This is a genomic window from Stenotrophomonas sp. FBCC-B152 (genome assembly GCF_059134105.1).
Map to the genome: position 1 here is coordinate 4,068,667 of NZ_CP101442.1, position 17,135 is coordinate 4,085,801.

Sequence of the window (17,135 nt, forward strand, 5' to 3'; positions counted from 1 at the left end):
GGCCGTGGCGTCTCGCTGTGGAAAGGAAAGGTCACATGCTGCTTTGTGTTGAGGGTGGAATTCCGCGGGCCGGGCAACGGCCGGCGCTACCGAAGGCGATTGCGCTGGCGCTGATGTTGATGGCCGGTGCTTCGTCCGCACAGGCTGCACCGCAGCTGCTGTTCCATGTATCGGCCGACAAGGGCTTTACCGCCGACACCGCGCACGGCGATGCCATCCCGAACTTCCAGGACAAGGTCAAGCGCGTGCCCGATGGCGCGCACGGTGCGGCCATCCAGTGGGAAGACGATGGCGTGCTGTCCTGGAACGCCCCCGGCAACATCCAGGCCCAGCGCGGTACCCTCGGTTTTTACTGGCGCCCCCGTTACGCGGTGGGTGAAGCGCCGTTCGTGATCTTCCGGGTCGGCTATGCCGATCACAGCAGCTGGGACATGGCCTGGCTGCGCATCGACTGGAACGGCCACGGCTTCGATGCCTTCGTCACCGATGCCAACCTGGCGCGCACCCGCGTGTCGTTCAAGCTCGACCAGACTCCCTCGCCCCAGCAGTGGCAGCACATCGCCTTCGGCTGGGATGAGAACCACGGCGTGCGCCTGTACGTGGACGGCAAGGAGGTCGCCCGCCAGGAGACCACCGCTGACTACGATGCCGCCCTGGACCAGCTCGGCCTCGCCGGCCGTGTGATGGCGCCCTACCAGGTACAGAGCCGCTACAACTTCCTGCGCGGCAGCGATGTCGACGAGATCCGGGTGTACGACCAGCTGCTGGATCCCGCCGGCATGGCCGCCTTGGCCGCCAACAAAGCCCCGACCACTGCCGTCGCCGATACCTCCGCGATGCGCGCCTGGAACCACCGCTTCGGCTGGGACAGCGCCGCGCCGCCCGCGTTGGCCAGCCCGACCACCGGCATCCGCAAGATCGAGTTCGCCGACAGCAAAGACCACAAACAGTGGATGTGGAAGGCCACCGACGGCATCGCCGAGACCACCTGGCCCGGCGTGTACAACCGTTCGCGCCTGCCCGGCCGCAATGATTACTTCCAGCTGCCGGACTGGAACACCTACGTGGAAGGCGGCCAGCAGCTCGACCTGACCCTGCCGGCGGGCGAGACCGTCAACCGCATCGAAGTGCGCGGTGCGGCGTTCGGCTCGCTCAGCCACAGCAACGGCGACGGTGCTGCAACGACCCTGCTGCAGCGCCCGCAGGGCGTGGTGCGCAGCGTGGACGACATCCCGGCGCAGACCGGTGGCGTGCTGCACTTCCGCAACACCGCGCAGGAAACCCCCATCCAGGAGATCTGGGCTTACCAGGTCAGCGATGCGGCCGAGCCGGAAGGCACGGTCAAGCAGCGCTACCGGGTGGACAGCCAGGCGCTGCCCGATTACCTCAACATCACTACGCTGCGCGAGTACATCGATGGCCGCTACCCGGCCGCCGAGCGCAGCACGGTGATGGCGCTGCCCAAGGGCGCGGGCTCGCGCCGCCGCGGCGCGGATACGCTGCCGGCCGACCCGCTGCCGATCGTGCACGTGCTGGTACCCTCCGGCGTGGGTGATGCGCCCGCCGCGCAGCCGCTGATCCGCAGCTGGGCGCACAGCTGGGAAAACATGTACGACGGGCTGGATGGCGTGGCCATCGACCTGCCGGCGCTGAACCTGCCAGCCGCGCGCGATGGACTGATTCCGCTCAACATCCGCATCAAGGACCCGATCTGGCCGGCGCGCGACATGATCGATGTGTCGGTGTCGGTGAGGCCGAATGAGAAGCGCACGCTGTGGCTGGACCTGCGCGACCGCATCCTCACCGCCGACAGCCTGTGGATCAGCATCGCCTCGGGTGCGCCGGGCTTCAACGCGGCCTCGCTGGATGGCGCGGAGATCCGCATGGTGTACAAGGCGCGTGCGGAAGCGAAGAAAGAACACGTGGCCGACCGCTTCAACCAGGCCCGCGACAACTGGGGCTTCCTGGTCGAAGAGCACACCACCTCCAAGCGCCAGCGCCTGTATGCGCGCGTGTACGCGGATCTGACCGACCTGCTGCGCGTCGACCCGGACCACGAGCTGGGCCGGCTGTACTGGAACTACATCAGCTACAACAGCCAGGGGAAACCGCCGTTCACCCAGCCCGAAGCGCCCAAGGGCGTGCCGCTCTGGGCCTTCCGCCAGACCGAAGACCTGAAGTACGTGCGCCGCTTCGTGGACTGGTGGATCGACAACCGCCAGATCGCCTACGGCGACTTTGGCGGCGGCATTTCCGACGATACCGACCTGACCCAGCAGTGGCCGGGGCTGGCGCTGATGGGCGTGGAGCCGGACCGGCTCAACAGCTCGCTCACCGCGCTGTCCGACGCGGTGTACCGCAACGGCATGTTCTCCAACGGGCTGAGCACCATCGAAACCGATGAGCTGCACGCCTACGAGGAAGGCATCAACGCCAACAGCGCCATGCTCTACCTCAACTGGGGCGACCCGCTCACGGTGGAGCGCCTGATGGAGACGGTGAAGGCGTTCGATGAGCGCATCATCCTGCCCAACCCGCAGGGCCACCTGCTGTTCTCCAGCAACTGGTTCGGCGGCAACAAGGTCTACCGCGAGCCGAACTGGCAGTGGCAGAAGCCGTATTCGTTCCCGGCGCTGCACCCGGCGTTCCTGATGGGCCAGTACAACGCCGACCCGACCGGCCGCAAGCTGGTCACCGGGCTGGCCGACAGCTACCTGGCCCACGCCTACACCGACGACAAGGGCCGCTGGGCGCTGCCCAACGAGATCAACTGGGCCACGGGCAAGGTGCGTGGCGGCGAGCTCAACAACGGCTCGGGCGGTGGCGATGTGATGCACACGTTCTGGGCGGCATGGCGCTGGACCGGCGACGACAAGTACCTGAAGGCGCTGGACTACCGCGTGGAGCGTGGCGGCCCCGGTGCGCTGGCCAACCTGGGCGAGAACTACGTGGAGGTGCTGGGCAAGGCGGCGGCGTGGAATCCGACGCTGGTGGCCGATGCCGATGCAGGCAACACCGGCTTCTCCAGCCTGATGGCGTGGCAGGCCACCGGAGACAAGAAGTACCTGGAAGCGCTGCACGCCGATGGCATCCAGGCCAAGGCGCAGCGCGAGTACATGAACACCGAAGGCCATTGGTGGTCGGACCGGGTGGAAGCACCGAGCGAGTTCCTGCAGCGGGCGCGGCTGGGCGGGATCGCGCTCAAGCGCAACCAGAGCTGGCCGGGGCATACGGTGAGCTGGCGCTTCGCCCAGCCCGATGCGGCCGAACAGGTGGCGCTGCTGGTGCATGCGCCGTCCACGGAGCGCTTCAAGGTGATTGCGTACAACACCGGCAAGCGCGCGGTGGATGCGCAGATGAGCACGTGGAACGTCACTGCCGGGACCTGGCGGATGACCAGCGGGGTCGACCGGGACGGGGATGACCGGATCGATGGCAAGGCAGACGTACGCGAGGTAACGCTGGAGCGCAGTGCATCCGTGCCACTGCGGTTCGCGCCCGGGCAGGCGCAGGTGGTGGAGTTCGAGCTGATCCAGCCGGGCACGCCGGTGGAGCAGCGGCCGGACCTGGGAGTGGGCCGCGGCGATGTGCGCGTGGATGGCCGCCAGGTGCACGTGACCGTGCACAGCCTGGGGCATGTGGGCACGCCGTTGGGGACGGCGGTGCTCGAGGATGCGGGCGGGCGCGAGCTGGCGCGGATCGAGATTCCAGCGATGGCAGCGCCCACCGACCTGATGCCGAAGACCACCACGGTTGGATTGCCGCTGCCTGCGGGTAGCCGCAGCGGGTTGAAGGTGCGGGTGATGTTGGCCGATGGCAGCGCCGAAGTGACCCAGCTCAACAACGTGGTGGCGGTCGAGTAACCGCCTACAACGTCACCGAGCCCCCAATACACGTCACGCACGCACCCCCCATCCACAGCGCATCCCCCACCCGCTCTACCTGCACGCGTCCGGCGCGGCCCAGCACCGTGCCCTGGCTGATCACATACCGGTCCGGCGCGGCGCCCTCGCGCAACAACCACCGCGCGATCCCCGCATTGAGGCTGCCGGTCACCGGATCCTCCGGCGCGGCCTCGCCGGCAATGAACGCGCGCGATTCAAACTGCGCGTCCACCGCGTCGCCCTCACCACACGCCGCGAACACGCCCACCATCAACCCATCCAACGCGGCGTAGTCCGGCCGCACCGCCAACACGGCCGCGCGGCTGCGCAACCGCAACGCCAACCACGGCGGCCCGTTGTCCACCCACTGCGCATCCACCAGGTCACCCACGGCCACCCCCAATCCCGCGCGCACCCGCTCGCGCAACGCCGGGTCCAGCGGCCCCTCCCGCCGCAACGGCGGCGCCTCGAACGCCAACCCGGCCGCATCGCGGCGGATCCGCACCAACCCGATGCCGCACTCCTGCACGATTTCCCCGCCACGCGGCACGCCGCCAGTGGCCAGCCACGCATGGCAGCTGCCCAACGTGGGATGCCCGGCGAACGGCAGCTCGCCCAGCGTGGTGAAGATCCGCACGCGGTAATCGGCACGCGGGTCGCTCGGCTTCGATACGAACGTGGTCTCGCTCAGGTTGGTCCAGCGCGCAAAGGCGGCCATGCGTGCATCGCTCATCCCATCGGCATCAAGCACCACGGCCAGCGGATTGCCTAGAAGCGGATCGGTGCTGAAGACGTTGACCTGGAGGAAGGGGCGGGAAGTCACGGGCTGCGGTTCCTTGGCGGGATGTGGCGACATGCAGGCATCTTGGCGGTGAACCCCGCATCAAATCTAGGAGCATCTTCAACGCACCACCCCAATGGCCGCAGATAGCATCGAGTCGTCATCGCCCCGCCGATGCATAGCGCCTTACTTCTTGGGGATACACCTATGAACACCAGCCTTGCCGCCATCGAGGAGGCGGTGCGGACCGAGGCACGTCCGCGCCCACAGCCCGAGGTTTCCGGGGTATCGCACGGTTGGCGGGTGCGGGAGTACCAGGACGGCGGTGTGGACCACGTTGAAGTGCGCGATGGCACCGGGCGCGTCCAGCTGGTCATTGCGTATGCGGCCGGCGTGTTCTGGGCATTGCACGTAGGCTTTCCCACGGCGCGGGTGTCGTTGCCGAACTGGCAGTTGAAGCTTCCCGAAAACGCCAGGTCCACAACGGTCTACGCCGGCACCAGCTTCTCCTTGACCCGTTTCAGCAAAGGCGACGAGGCCGTCTGGTGCATCCAACCCAGCGGCGCCTGACAACGCCCCATCGCCCCCTGCCACGCAGGGCGTGGCGCTACGCGGCGTCGGTTTCCATTTCCTTCATGCGGCGCTCGTACCAGCCGTCGTGGCCGGGTTCGAAGATCGCGCTGCGGGTCATTTCGCCCTGGTAGACGTGCACCGAGATGGCGAGCCGTTCGTCGCTGGTGTTGCGGATGGTGTGGTATTCGTGCGGCGGAATCAGGCTGCCCGCGCTGCCGCAGTCGCCGATCACCGACGGTTCGGGCTGGAAGCGGAAGCGTTCGCCACGGCGTTCCAGAAGCCGGTACTGGGTGACTTCCAGCTGCCCCAGCCACACCCCTTCCACGCACCACAGGCCGCTGTGGTCATGCAGCGGCGTGCCCTGCCCCGGCGCCCAGCTCATCGCCACGATGCTGTAGCCGTACGCCGGGCTGCGGTACAGCTCGCGGCGGGCGTAGTGGTCGCTGATCGGGCGGTGCACGCAGGCCGGCAGCTGGATGCGGCTGTCGGCAATGGCCTCGCAGAGCGCACCGCGCAGCGTTCTGGCGATCTGCTGTGGATCGTCATGCTGCACGGCGTGATCGATGGCGGCTATCAATCGATCGCGGCCATGGAACGGCGGAAAGGGATCGCAATGGTCCTGCATGCCCCCAGTCTAGGCGATGGAGGTTAAGGACATGTTTGATCTGAATCACGGCTGATGACCGCTTTTTGGCCGAAAATCTATTGGATTTCGTTGTTTGGTTGGTGCTGCCTATCGTTGATTGGAGCGGGGCCGGCTGTGCGTGGGACACGCGTGGCGTGTCGCTACATCGTGCCTCGCTGTACGAACGGGACTTGCTGGTAGAGGCGTCGTTCGCCGCCGCGTGGGTCGTCAGCGAGCTGTGGCGGGGTGTTGAACAGCATGGTCTGGCGGCGATCAAGCCCGTAGGGCTCCCACTGGGGCAGTCCCGGGTGCTGCGGGTTGCCGGTGCGGGCGAAGGCGATCAGGGCATCGCTCATCGATGCCGCCATGCGCTGTGCGCTGTCGCTTTCACCTGTGCGCGAACCCTCCGCACGGATGTTGTCGAACACCAGCGGGATATCCAGCGTGTGGAAGGCGCCCAGCCTGCCGCCGTCCAGCGGTGAGCCCCAATCGAGCTGGTAGGCCCAGGTAGGCGCGCCCTGCCGCGCCCGTGCTTCCAGCTCCTCCACCGCCCCGCGCCAGGAGCGGCCGGCGGTGGTGGCGGCAAAGAACACATCGGAGGGCGTGTAGTGCGGATACAGGCGCCGATATTCGGCGATCACCGCCGATGGCAGCAGATCGACGAACTGCTCCTTCTCCAGCTTCGCCGGCAACGTTTCCCAGGTCAGCGCGAAGTTGGCCGGGTCGTGGCCCAGGAACGCGCGCGTTTCGTCGTGGGTGTTGCCGATCACCATCGGGATCCCCGCGGACTGCCCGGGCGCCTGCGGCCAGAACGGGTGTACCGGCAGCGCGCCGCCATCGACCACCGGCCCGACATACAGGCTGGTGTTCTCCACCCGCGACGGATCGCGCGCGCGGGTGGCCGCCAGCAGCGCTGGCACCGGCAGCGCCAGCAAGGCCTGGATATCCCGTGCGCCCACCGCCTGCATCGCGATCTGCGCGCGCTGGGTGGCCGCGCGCGGGCCGGCCGCGGTGACCTGCTGGCCGCTCATGGTCCACGCGCGCTGGAACAGGCCGCGTGCGGCGGGCATGGCCATCAGCGTGGCGATCTTGGCGCCGCCGCCGGACTGGCCGAACACGGTGATGTTGTCGGCATCGCCGCCGAACGCGTGCGCATGTTCGCGCACCCACTGCAGCGCCTGGACCAGATCGAGCTGGCCCACGTTGCCCGAATCGGCGAAGCGGGCATCGCCCAGCTGCGCCAGGTACAGGTAGCCGAACACGTTGAGCCGGTGGTTGACGGTGACCACCACCACATCGCCACGGCGGCACAGCGCGCTGCCGTCGTACTGCGGGTCGCTGCCGGAGCCGTTGTTGTAGGCGCCGCCGTGGATGTAGAACAGAATGGGGCGGCGTGCGCCATCGCGCAGTGCCGGGGTCCATACGTTGAGGAACAGGCAGTCCTCGCTGCCGGGGCCGTCGCTGCCGCCCTGCGGTGCGGACGCGCCGTAGGCGAGGGCGTCGCGCACGCCGCGCCAGGGCACTTCAGGCAGCGCCGGCTGGAAACGGCGGGGGGCGGTGTCCGCGCCATAGGGCACGCCAAGGAAACGATGCACGCCCTGCTCATACCGGCCACGCAGGCGGCCGCCGCGCACGTTGGCCAGCGAATCGGTCGGGGCGGTGCGGCTGGACGCGCTTGCCAGCGACGACACCAGCGGCAACGTTCCGGCGGCCAGCAACATCGCGTAACGCGCGCTGTCGCGCAGGAAGCGGCGGCGCTGCAGGTCGGCAGGCGTGAGGGTCATGGCGCCTTCTCCACGTTCTGTGCCTGCATCCAGCGCAGCGCCAGGTTGGGCCACTGGGTGGCCAGCGCATCGGACGGCAGGCGTACGCCGAAGCCGTGCCCGCCGTGCGCGAACAGGTGCATTTCGCTGGGCACGCCCGCCGCCAGCAGTGCCTGGTAATACAGCAGGCTGTTGTGCACGGACACCACGTCGTCGTCCTGCGCGTGGACCAGGAAGGTCGGCGGGGTCTGCGCGCTGACCTGCGCCTGCATCGAATACTGCTGCTCCAGCGCGGGCGTGGGGTGTGCGCCCAACAGCCGGGTGCGCGAGCCGCTGTGCGCGTGGCGGCCCATGTCGATTACCGGGTACAGCAGCAGGGCGAAATCCGGGCGCGCGCTGAGCGCATCGGTGGCATCGCCGATGCCCGGCAGCGCCGTGGCGTAGCCGTTGCCCAGCCGCGCGGCGACGTGGCCGCCGGCGGAAAAGCCGATCACGCCGATCCGCGTTGGATCCAGCTGCCACGCCGCCGCGTCCGCGCGGATCACACGCATCGCACGCTGTGCATCGGCCAGTGCGGCCTGGCGGTCCTCGCGCCCGGCCGGTAGCCGGTAGCGCAGGACGAACAGGGTCACCCCGCCCTGCTCCACGAAGGCCGGCACCAGCGCAGTGCCCTCTTTGTCGAGCACGATGCGCTGGTAGCCGCCCCCGGGAATGACCAGCAGGGCGGTGCCGTTGGGCTTGGCCGGACGGTAGGCGACCAAGTAGGGCGCGCTGACGTTGTCGATGTAGCGGTCCGGCAGCGCCGCGTCGGTGCTGCGCTCGATCACGTTGGGCACCGGGGCGCGCTTGGGCTCGCCCGGCACCCTGCCGGCGGGCCAGAGTTCGATGCGGGTGGGCGTGCCGGGCGCGGGTTCGGTCTGTGGCACCGGCCGTTCTCCAGCCTGGGCCGGAGGCGGGAAAACAGCGGCCAGCAGGCAGCCGGCCAGCAGGGACATCAACACAGCACAACGCATCCGCGGCAGTCCTCTCAGGGGTGGGCAAACGGTAGCGTGCCGGGCCTGTGCAGTTTCTGACGCGGTGCACATTGCCAATGACACCGGTTTACCATATACAGCTCATCCAAGTGCTGTCGATGGGCAGTGCAACAAATCACCGGGAGACCCGCTTGAGCAACGATCAAGGCAAACAGGACCTGCCAGAACAAGGGTTGGGCGACATCGCCCACGCGTTCGTCACGGCCCGCCAGCAGGGCCGTTCACTGCCGGATTTCCCCGGAACCATCCCGGAAGACCTAGTTACCGCCTACCAGGTGCAGGACCAGGCCATCGCGCTCTGGGACGACCAGGTGGTGGGCTGGAAGGTCGGCTACATCGCCGCCGAGCGCCGCGACGTTTCCGGCGACGACCGCCTGCTGGGCCCGATCTTCTCTCAGCGGCTCTGGAATGCTACCGGTGGAACAGTGGACATTCCGGTGTTCGTCGGCGGCTTCGGCGCGGTCGAAGCGGAGTACGTGATCCAGCTCCAGCAGGACGCCCCGGCCGACAAGCTGCACTGGACCGCCGAAGAGGCTGAAGCCCTGCCCGCCAAGCTGTTCATCGGCGTGGAAGTGGCCAGCAGCCCGCTGGCCACGATCAACAAGCTCGGCCCGCGCGTGGTGGTGTCGGACTTCGGCAACAACAACGGCCTGGTGCTGGGCCCGGAAATCGCGGACTGGACCCGGCTGGACGATGCCGACCTGCGCGCCGAAACCCGCATCGAAGGCGAAGTGGTGGGCACCGGTGGCGCCACCCTGCTGCCGGGCGGCCTGCGCACCGCGTATGCCTTCGCACTGGCCCGTTCGGCCCAGCGTGGGCGCCCGCTGAAGGCCGGCGATCTGATCGCCAGTGGCAATGCCACCGGTATCCATGACATCGCCGTAGGCCAACAGGCACTGATCCGTTTCGCCGGTTACGGCGACATTACCTGCAGGGCCATCGCCGCCGGGTAACCGTGCGGCCATGGCGAGTACGCTTGGGAGGGCGCAGATGATTACTCGCAGAAGTTTCCTTGCCACCAGTCTGGGCGCGCTCAGCGTGCCCGTGCTGTCGGCATGCTCGCGGTCCGGCAGCACCGGACCGGACGGTGCGCGGCTGCTGACCGCCACCGATGTGCACGTGGCCGACTACCCCACCGTGACCGCGGTGAAGTGGATCGGCCAGCAGCTGGAAGCCAAAACCGGCGGCCGACTGAAGCTGCGCCAGTACCACTCCGGCCAGCTGGGCCGTGAATCCGAAGCGATCGACATGGCCCGCTTCGGCGCCATCGACATCACCCGCGTGTACTCGGGCGCGCTCAACAACGCGTTCCCGCTGACCCAGGCGCTGTGCCTGCCCTACGTGTTCGAATCGGTGGCGCACATGCGCCGCGCGCTCGACGGCGGCGTCGCCGACACGGTGCTGCGAGGCTTTGAAAGCCGCGACCTGGTGGGCCTGGCGATCTACGATTCCGGCGCGCGCTGCTTCTACAACACCAAGCATCCGATCGTGGAACCCAAGGACCTGCACGGCCTGAAGCTGCGTGTGGCCTCGTCGGACATCTTCATCCAGCTGATGCGCCTGCTGGGCGCCAACCCGACCCCGATGTCGCTGGGCGACACGTTCTCGGGCATGGAAACGCACATGATCGACGGTGCGGAAAACAACATGCGCAGCTTCCACTCCAGCCGCCATTTCGAGGCAGCGCGCTACTGGTCGCAGAGCGACCATTCGTATGCACCGGACGTGCTGCTGATGTCGCGCCGCAGCTTTGAAACGCTCAGCCCGGAAGACCGCCAGCTGCTGCTGCAGACCGCGCGCGAATCGGTGGGTGTGATGCGCCAGCAGTGGGATGCGTCGGAGAGCACCGCCCGCAAGGCCGTGGCCGACTTTGGCATCCAGTTCAACGAGGTCGACATGCCGGCCTTCCGCAAGGCCGCCGACCCGTTGCTGCAGCAGCACCTGCAGCAGCCGGAGCTGGCCGCACTCACCCGTCGCATCCGCGACTTCGCCTGAGGCCCGCCGCGATGTCCGACACGACTTCTGAAACCCTCGTCGACCTGCGCACGCTGCCGCAACGCGCGCTGGATCGCATTGCCGACGTTGCCATCTACATCGCCGTGGTCGCCCTGCTCGGGCTGGTGGTGGTGCAGGGCTGGCAGGTGTTTGCCCGCTACGTCATCAACGATTCGCCCAGCTGGACCGAACCGGTGACGCTGCTGCTGCTGGCCACGGCGATGAGCCTGGGCGCGGCCACCGGCGTGCACACCCGCCGTCACTTCGGCTTCTTCCTGCTGGCCGCGCACATGGGCCCCACTCTGCGCCGCGCGGTGGATGTATTCGCGTCGCTGGTGGTAGCGGTGCTGGGCGTGGTTATTGCCTGGTGGGCCGCGGTGCTGCTGCTCGATGGGCTGGATATCAAGACCGCCGGCGCCAACCTGCCGCAGAGCATCAACTACCTGCCGCTCTCCATCGGCGGTGCGTTGATGGCGATCTTTGCAGTGAACCAGATGGTGCAGGCCGCGCGACCGGCGCTGACCGACGCAGAAGGAGACCGCTGAATCATGGGTATTACGATCCTCTTCACCGTGTTCGCGGTGCTGCTGTTGTTGGGGGTGCCGGTGGCCTACGCGCTGGCGGCGGCCGCGCTGGCCGCGCTGTGGTACCTGGACCTACCGACGCTGGTGCTGGTGCAGCAGATCTCGGCCGGTACCGGTTCGGCCTCGCTGATCGCCATTCCGTTGTTCATCTTCGCTGGCGAAATCATGATGCGCGGCGGCATCTCCGAACGGCTCATCGCGCTGGCCTCGTCGCTGGTGGGGCGCATGCGGGGTGGCCTGGGCCAGGTGTCGATCCTGTCCTCGCTGTTCTTCGGCGGTGTGTCCGGTTCGGCGATTGCCGACGTATCGGCGGTCGGCGGCACGATGATTCCGCAGATGGTCAAGCGCGGTTACGACCGCGATTTCGCCGTGAACGTGAGCATCACCGCCGCGCTGGTGGCGCTGCTGGTGCCGCCCTCGCACAACCTGATCCTGTTCTCGGCCGCGGCCGGTGGTGGCCTGTCCATTGCCGACCTGTTCGCGGCGGGCATCGTGCCGGCGCTGTTGATGACGCTGGCACTGATGATCACCGGCTACGTGGTGGCACGCCGCCGTGGTTACGGGGTGGAAGTGTTCCCGGGCTGGCGCGCGGTGCTGCTGCGCATGGTGTCCGCCCTGCCCGGCCTGGGCCTGGTGGCGTTGATCTTCATCGGTATCCGCGCCGGCATCTTCACTGCGGTGGAGAGCGCGGCCATTGCCGTGGTCTACGCGCTGCTGGTGACCACGGTGCTGTACCGCCAGCTCAACTGGCGAGAGTTCCTGGGCACGGTGACCCATGCCGCGCGCAGCACCGGCGTGATCCTGTTCGTGATCGCCACCGCCGCCGTGTTCGGCTGGCTGCTGGCGTTCCTGCAGGTGCCGGCTGCGGCGGTGGACTTCCTGCAGTCGTTCGCGCACAGCCAGTTCATGGTGCTGCTGATGATCGTGGTGATGTTGCTGCTGCTGGGCACCTTCATGGACCTGGCACCGATGATCCTGATCTGCACGCCGATCTTCCTGCCAGTGGCCAAAGCCTACGGGATCGATCCGATCCACTTCGGGCTGGTGCTGGTGCTGACCGGTGGCCTGGGCCTGGTGACCCCGCCGGTGGGCTCGGTGCTGTTCATCGGCACGGCGATCGGCAAGATCAGCGTGGGCGAAAGCATGCGGTCGATCTGGCCGTTCTGGTTCGCGGCGCTGGGCGTGCTGCTGATCGTGACGTTCTTCCCACAGCTGTCGCTGTGGCTGCCGGCGCTGCTGCGCGCCTGACCGCGCGGCGGCTGCGTGCCGCCGTCGCTGATGTGGACAAGGGAGACACCGCATGCACCTGAAGACCCTGCTGGCCGGGCTGGCCACCGCTGGCCTGCTGCTGGCCAGCACCCTGCACGCCGCTGATGCGGCTGCGCCCACCTGGAAGCGCGGCATCGAGAACCAGCGCCAGGCCGACCTGGGCAACGGCACCTTCCTCAACCCGGTGTTCGCCGGCGACCGCCCGGATCCGTCGGTGCTGAAGGATGGCGACGACTACTACCTCACCCTGTCCTCGTTCGATGCCTACCCCGGCCTGCCGATCTGGCACTCGCGCGACCTGGTGAACTGGCAGCCGCTGGGCCATGCGATCACGAAGAACGTGGGGGCGATCTGGGCGCCGGACATCGTCAAGCACGACGGCCGCTACTTCATCTATTTCCCGGCGCGCACCGGCGAGACCCGCAGCAACTTCGTGGTGTGGTCGGACAACATCCGCGGACCGTGGAGCGAGCCGATCGACATCGGCCTGGGTGGCTACATCGACCCGGGCCATGCGGTGGGCGAGGACGGCAAGCGCTACCTGTTCCTCAGCGGAGGTGCCTACGTGCAGCTGGCCGACGATGGCCTGAGCGTGGTCGGCAAGCCCAAGCACGTCTACGACGGCTGGAAGTATCCGGAAAGCTGGGACGTGGAGGCCTATGCGCAGGAAGGCCCGAAGATCAACTTCCACAACGGCTGGTACTACATGACCACCGCCGTGGGCGGCACCGCCGGCCCGCCGACCGGGCACATGGTGATCACCGCCCGCTCGCGCTCGATCCACGGGCCGTGGGTGAACGCACCGAACAACCCGATCACCCGCACGAAGTCCGCCAGCGAACCGTGGTGGTCGCGTGGCCATGCCACCGTGGTGGAAGGCACCGACGGGCGCTGGTGGATGATCTACCACGGTTACGAGAACGGCTATTGGACGCTGGGCCGCCAGGCACTGCTGGAGCCGATCGAGTGGACCGACGATGGCTGGTTCGTGGCCAAGGGCGGCGACCTTGGCCAGCCGCTGGCCAAACCGTCCGGCGAGTCGGTCGGCCCGCACGGCATGGCGCTGTCGGACGACTTCACCGGCAAGACCTTGGGCGCGCAGTGGTCGTTCTTCAACCCGGCCCAGGACGAATACAAGCGGCTGGGCTTCGGTGCCGACGGGCTGACCGTGCAGGGCAAGGGCGACACCCCGAAGGACAGCTCGCCGCTGACCGCCATCGCCGGCGACCAGGCCTACCAGTTCGAGGTCGAAATGGACATCGCGCCCGGCGCGGTGGGCGGTGCCCTGCTCTTCTACAGCGACCGGCTGTACGTGGGCGTGGGCAGCAATGGCGAGAAGTTCATCATGCACCGCTACGGCGAAGAGCGCCCCACCCGGCTGGCCCCCAGTGCCAAAGGCGGCAAGCTGTGGCTGCGGGTGACCAACAACCGCCACATCGTGACCATCCATTCCAGCACTGACGGCAAAACCTGGCAGAAGTACCCGGTTCAGATGGAAGTCTCCGGCTACCATCACAATGTGGCCGGGAAGTTCCTCGCCCTGAAGCCGGCCCTGTACGCTGCCGGCGACGGCAAGGTGACCTTCCGCCAGTTCCGCTACCGCGCCCTCGATTGAGGGCGCCGGTAGACTCCTTCGACCTCTCATGGTTTGAACACATGTCACTGCGCAGCAAGACCGACCCGTCACCGCACGGGTTGACCAAGGGCAAGGCCGCCACGATCAATGACATCGCGCGGCTGTCGGGTGTATCCAAGAAAACGGTTTCTCGGATCATCAACAACTCGCCACTGGTGCGCAAGGACACCCGTGAGAAGGTGGAAACGCTGATGCGCGAGGTGGGCTACACGCCCGACCCGCTGGCGCGCGGGCTGGCCTTCCGGCGCTCCTTCCTGATCGGCATGGTCTACGACAACCCCACCGCGCAGTACATCGTGGACATGCAGTACGGCGCGCTGGACGCGCTGCGTGGCTCCAGCTTCGAACTGGTGGTGCACCCGTGCGATTCGCGCAGCCCCGGTTACATCGAAGGCGTGCGCCGCTTCGTGCAGCAGCAGAAGCTGCACGGGGTGATCCTGGTGCCGCGTGCCTCCGAAGACCAGGCGCTGGTGGACATGCTCGACGAGATCGGCTGCCGCTTCACCCGCATCGCCGCGCTGCCGCTGGATGACACCTCGCAGATGGTGGTGACCCACGACCGCGACGGCGCCGCCGAAGCGGCCGATTACCTGCTGTCGCTGGGCCACCGCGATATCGCGCTGGTCACCGGCCCCAGCGCCTACCGTTCGGCGCACGAGCGCACCGCCGGTTTCATCGATGCCCTCGCCCAGCGCGGGATCGAGCTGCCGCCCGGGCGCATCGTGGAGGCCGGCTACACCTTCGAATCCGGTGTGGCTGCCGCCGAGAAGCTGCTGCTGGGCAAGCAGCGCCCGACCGCGATCTTCACCGGTAACGATGAAATGGCCGCCGGCATCTACAAGGTGGCGCTGCGCGCGGGCATCAACATTCCGCGCCAGCTGTCCATCATCGGCTACGACGACAGCCCGCTGGCCTCACGCCTGTGGCCGTCGCTGACCTCGGTGCGCCGCCACACCCGCGACACCGGCCGCACCGCCGCGGCCATGCTGGTCCAGCCCGACGGCCAGGCCGCGCTGCAGATTGCCAGCGTGCGCCCGCACCTGATCGTGCGCGATTCCTGCCAGCCGCCTGAAGATTGATCGAACGATGCCGGTCACGACCAACGGTCGTGACCTACCGGCAAGCCAGTCCACCCGGCCGGCCCATGATCTGATTTCACCCGGTAGGCCACGACCGTTGGTCGTGACTTCCCACCGATCCCGCAATGCAAAATGACACCGGTTTCCTCCTTGGCTAGAATGGGGGAAATCGCGCCGGGGCCGCCCCGTCGGCCCACCCCTGCTCTGGAGACGCCATGTACTGCAAGACCCATTACGCCACCCATCCCGACGCCATCAAGGGCGCCAGCAACGACGACCTGCGCGAGCTGTACCTGCTCGACGGCCTGTTCAATGCCGACGCGGTGACCCTGAAGTACACCCACTACGAGCGCTTCGTGCTCGGCGGTGCGGCCCCGGTGAAGGGCCCGGTGGCGCTGCCGAAGCAGACCGAACCGGCCTCGGCCGCCGGCCATGCGTTCCTCGAGCGCCGCGAGCTGGGCGTGATCAACGTCGGCGCCGGCAGCGGCACCGTCACCGTCGATGGCACCGTGTACACGCTCGGCCCGAAGGATGGCCTGTACGTGGCCATGGGCAGCGAAGAGGTGGTGTTCGCCTCCGATGACGCCGCCACCCCGGCGCAGTTCTACCTGGCCTCGACCCCGGCGCATGCGCGCTTCGAGACCAAGCAGCTGTCGATCAAGGACGCCGTGGCGCTGGAGCGCGGCGCGCTGGAAACCAGCAACGAGCGCACCATCTACCAGTACATCGTGCCGGCCACCTGCCAGTCCTCGCAGCTGCTGCTGGGCCTGACCGTGCTGAAGCCGGGCAGCGTCTGGAACACCATGCCGCCGCACCTGCACGACCGCCGCAGCGAGGTCTATTTCTACTTCGACCTGGGCCAGAACGACCGCGTGTACCACTTCATGGGCGAGCCGGACGCGCAGCGCCACATCGTGATCCAGAACAACGAAGCGGTGGTGTCCCCGCCGTGGTCGATCCACATGGGTGCCGGCACCAGCAACTACGCCTTCATCTGGGCGATGGGCGGCGAAAACCTGGATTACACCGACATGCACGTGCTGGACATCTGCCAGCTCAAGTAACCCACACCGCATTGGATAAGGACCGTAACCGCAATGGCTAATCCGTTCAGTCTGGAAGGCAAGGTCGCCCTCGTCACCGGTGGCAACACCGGCCTGGGGCAGGGCATCGCCGTGGCGCTGGCCCAGGCCGGCGCTGACGTGGCCGTGGCCGGCATCGCGCCGCCCACCGACACCATCGCCAAGATCACCTCGCTGGGCCGCCGCTGCCTGGCGGTGGAAGCAAACTTGATCAGCATCGAGCCGGTGGAGCGGGTGATCCGCGAAACCATCGAAGGGCTCGGTGGCCTGGATATCCTGGTCAACAACGCCGGCCTGATCCGCCGCGCCGATGCGGTGGACTTCAGCGAGCAGGACTGGGACGACGTAATGAATGTCAACATCAAGTCCGCGTTCTTCATCTCGCAGGCGGCCGGCCGTCATTTCATCGCGCAGGGCCGCGGCAAGATCATCAACATCGCCTCGATGCTGTCCTTCCAGGGCGGGATCCGGGTGCCGTCGTACACCGCCAGCAAGAGCGGCATCGCCGGCATCACCCGCCTGTTGGCCAATGAGTGGGCCAACAAGGGCATCAACGTCAACGCGATCGCCCCGGGGTACATGGCCACCGACAACACCGCCGCGCTGCGCGCCGACGAGGACCGCAACAAGTCCATCCTCGACCGCATCCCGGCCGGCCGCTGGGGCACTCCGGAAGACCTCGCCGGTACGGCCGTTTTCCTGGCGTCGAGCGCGTCGGATTACGTGAACGGATCGGTCATACCGGTCGACGGTGGGTGGCTGGCGAGGTGATGCATGGGTATCGACCAACGGTCGATACCTGCCGCAACTGTCAAACGGTAGCGCCGGCC

14 protein-coding genes are annotated in these 17,135 nt (G+C 67.6%); 10 read left to right on the forward strand and 4 right to left on the reverse strand.

What is annotated here, in order from left to right:
• The first annotated feature begins 113 nt into the window (after positions 1 to 113).
• Entirely contained in the window at positions 114 to 3,863 is a 3,750-nt protein-coding gene (locus NMB40_RS18460; RefSeq protein WP_494361101.1) for a LamG-like jellyroll fold domain-containing protein, read from the forward strand.
• Between the two features lie 4 nt (positions 3,864 to 3,867).
• Here the strand turns inward: NMB40_RS18460 and NMB40_RS18465 are convergent, their stop codons facing one another.
• On the reverse strand, positions 3,868 to 4,707 hold the full coding sequence (locus tag NMB40_RS18465) for a PhzF family phenazine biosynthesis protein (protein ID WP_494359377.1): 840 nt from the start codon (positions 4,705 to 4,707) through the stop codon (positions 3,868 to 3,870).
• Positions 4,708 to 4,872: 165 nt separating this feature from the next.
• Between NMB40_RS18465 and NMB40_RS18470 the strand changes: the two genes are divergently transcribed.
• Positions 4,873 to 5,235: a hypothetical protein gene (locus NMB40_RS18470; protein WP_494359378.1), complete on the forward strand. Its 363-nt coding sequence runs from the start codon at positions 4,873 to 4,875 to the stop codon at positions 5,233 to 5,235.
• A 37-nt stretch (positions 5,236 to 5,272) separates the two neighbouring features.
• Here NMB40_RS18470 and NMB40_RS18475 read toward each other — a convergent pair whose 3' ends face one another.
• The 3 genes from NMB40_RS18475 to NMB40_RS18485 all read right to left on the reverse strand — a co-directional run bounded on the left by NMB40_RS18475 (position 5,273) and on the right by NMB40_RS18485 (position 8,621).
• A complete protein-coding gene (locus NMB40_RS18475) occupies positions 5,273 to 5,863 on the reverse strand; it encodes a cysteine dioxygenase family protein (protein WP_282244103.1) in 591 nt (196 codons plus the stop codon).
• A gap of 161 nt (positions 5,864 to 6,024) precedes the next feature.
• Complete coding sequence (locus NMB40_RS18480) at positions 6,025 to 7,647, reverse strand: carboxylesterase/lipase family protein (protein ID WP_494359379.1); 1,623 nt, start codon at positions 7,645 to 7,647, stop codon at positions 6,025 to 6,027.
• Positions 7,644 to 8,621, reverse strand: a complete 978-nt coding sequence (locus NMB40_RS18485) for an alpha/beta hydrolase (RefSeq protein WP_494359380.1) — start codon at positions 8,619 to 8,621, stop codon at positions 7,644 to 7,646. Before NMB40_RS18485 ends, NMB40_RS18480 begins: the two co-directional genes overlap by 4 nt.
• A gap of 170 nt (positions 8,622 to 8,791) precedes the next feature.
• On the opposite strand from NMB40_RS18485, the gene NMB40_RS18490 reads away from it, so the two are divergent.
• From NMB40_RS18490 to kduD, 8 genes are all read left to right on the forward strand, one after another.
• Positions 8,792 to 9,613 (forward strand): 2-keto-4-pentenoate hydratase, encoded by an 822-nt coding sequence (locus NMB40_RS18490; RefSeq protein ID WP_494359381.1) that lies wholly within the window; start codon positions 8,792 to 8,794, stop codon positions 9,611 to 9,613.
• A 37-nt stretch (positions 9,614 to 9,650) separates the two neighbouring features.
• Entirely contained in the window at positions 9,651 to 10,655 is a 1,005-nt protein-coding gene (locus NMB40_RS18495) for a TRAP transporter substrate-binding protein (protein WP_494359382.1), read from the forward strand.
• An 11-nt stretch (positions 10,656 to 10,666) separates the two neighbouring features.
• Positions 10,667 to 11,200, forward strand: coding sequence for a TRAP transporter small permease (locus NMB40_RS18500; RefSeq protein ID WP_494359383.1), 534 nt, complete (start codon positions 10,667 to 10,669; stop codon positions 11,198 to 11,200).
• Positions 11,201 to 11,203: 3 nt separating this feature from the next.
• Positions 11,204 to 12,487, forward strand: a complete 1,284-nt coding sequence (locus NMB40_RS18505; protein ID WP_494359384.1) for a TRAP transporter large permease — start codon at positions 11,204 to 11,206, stop codon at positions 12,485 to 12,487.
• A gap of 52 nt (positions 12,488 to 12,539) precedes the next feature.
• Positions 12,540 to 14,123, forward strand: coding sequence for a family 43 glycosylhydrolase (locus NMB40_RS18510; protein WP_494359385.1), 1,584 nt, complete (start codon positions 12,540 to 12,542; stop codon positions 14,121 to 14,123).
• A 41-nt stretch (positions 14,124 to 14,164) separates the two neighbouring features.
• The gene (locus NMB40_RS18515; protein WP_093535383.1) at positions 14,165 to 15,223 is read left to right on the forward strand and encodes a LacI family DNA-binding transcriptional regulator; all 1,059 of its coding nucleotides are present in this window, start codon (positions 14,165 to 14,167) and stop codon (positions 15,221 to 15,223) included.
• 215 nt (positions 15,224 to 15,438) lie between these two features.
• A complete protein-coding gene (gene kduI, locus NMB40_RS18520) occupies positions 15,439 to 16,287 on the forward strand; it encodes a 5-dehydro-4-deoxy-D-glucuronate isomerase (RefSeq protein ID WP_494359386.1) in 849 nt (282 codons plus the stop codon).
• A 33-nt stretch (positions 16,288 to 16,320) separates the two neighbouring features.
• Positions 16,321 to 17,076, forward strand: coding sequence for a 2-dehydro-3-deoxy-D-gluconate 5-dehydrogenase KduD (kduD, locus tag NMB40_RS18525; protein WP_282248443.1), 756 nt, complete (start codon positions 16,321 to 16,323; stop codon positions 17,074 to 17,076).
• Positions 17,077 to 17,135 lie beyond the last annotated feature (59 nt).

Excerpts from the sequence above, each read along its gene's own strand:
- NMB40_RS18460 (WP_494361101.1), top strand. The coding sequence starts at position 114 with ATGTTGATGGCCGGTGCTTCGTCCGCACAGGCTGCACCGCAGCTGCTG.
- NMB40_RS18470 (WP_494359378.1), top strand. The coding sequence starts at position 4,873 with ATGAACACCAGCCTTGCCGCCATCGAGGAGGCGGTGCGGACCGAGGCA.
- NMB40_RS18475 (WP_282244103.1), bottom strand. The coding sequence starts at position 5,863 with ATGCAGGACCATTGCGATCCCTTTCCGCCGTTCCATGGCCGCGATCGA.
- NMB40_RS18480 (WP_494359379.1), bottom strand. The coding sequence starts at position 7,647 with ATGACCCTCACGCCTGCCGACCTGCAGCGCCGCCGCTTCCTGCGCGAC.
- NMB40_RS18485 (WP_494359380.1), bottom strand. The coding sequence starts at position 8,621 with ATGTCCCTGCTGGCCGGCTGCCTGCTGGCCGCTGTTTTCCCGCCTCCG.
- NMB40_RS18495 (WP_494359382.1), top strand. The coding sequence starts at position 9,651 with ATGATTACTCGCAGAAGTTTCCTTGCCACCAGTCTGGGCGCGCTCAGC.
- NMB40_RS18500 (WP_494359383.1), top strand. The coding sequence starts at position 10,667 with ATGTCCGACACGACTTCTGAAACCCTCGTCGACCTGCGCACGCTGCCG.
- NMB40_RS18505 (WP_494359384.1), top strand. The coding sequence starts at position 11,204 with ATGGGTATTACGATCCTCTTCACCGTGTTCGCGGTGCTGCTGTTGTTG.
- NMB40_RS18510 (WP_494359385.1), top strand. The coding sequence starts at position 12,540 with ATGCACCTGAAGACCCTGCTGGCCGGGCTGGCCACCGCTGGCCTGCTG.
- NMB40_RS18515 (WP_093535383.1), top strand. The coding sequence starts at position 14,165 with ATGTCACTGCGCAGCAAGACCGACCCGTCACCGCACGGGTTGACCAAG.
- kduI (WP_494359386.1), top strand. The coding sequence starts at position 15,439 with ATGTACTGCAAGACCCATTACGCCACCCATCCCGACGCCATCAAGGGC.
- kduD (WP_282248443.1), top strand. The coding sequence starts at position 16,321 with ATGGCTAATCCGTTCAGTCTGGAAGGCAAGGTCGCCCTCGTCACCGGT.